1 protein-coding gene is annotated in these 431 nt (G+C 60.3%); it reads left to right on the forward strand.

Features of this window, described 5'->3' with window-relative positions; all coding sequences use genetic code 11:
- Window positions 1-27 precede the first annotated feature (27 nt).
- Window positions 28-431: esterase-like activity of phytase family protein (locus KHA85_RS20340; protein WP_213186690.1), on the forward strand; the 404-nt coding region annotated here is incomplete at its 3' end.

The raw sequence follows: 431 nt of genomic DNA on the forward strand, positions 1-431 counted from the left end.
GAACAGGGAAGCGATAAAGATAAGACGATGATCAACAAGATCTATCTGGTGGATCTCGCGCAGGCCAGCGATCTGAGCGCGTTTGACGACCAGGGGAAAGCGCTGGAGTTCGACGATGCGAAAGAGCTCGCCAAACGTGGCGTGAAGCTGGCGCAGAAACGGGAAGTGGCGGATCTGCGCCAGTTGGGCTGGCGCCAGGAGAAAGCCGAAGGGGTGGCGCTGATCGACGATCGCAGGCTGGCGGTGATCAACGACAACGATTTCGGCTTGCAGGCCAAGCTGGTGGATGCGTCGCCAAAGAGCAAGAAAATCGGCGACTACCAGTTGGAGAAAGAAGGGCGGCTGAGCCTCGACGGCGACAAGACCGACGCCCGCATCGAATTGCGCCCGCTGGAGCAGCCGGAGTCGCTGAGCGAGCTCTGGGTGCTCAC

The organism is Dietzia massiliensis (genome assembly GCF_018390595.1).
GTDB lineage: Bacteria > Actinomycetota > Actinomycetes > Mycobacteriales > Mycobacteriaceae > Dietzia > Dietzia massiliensis.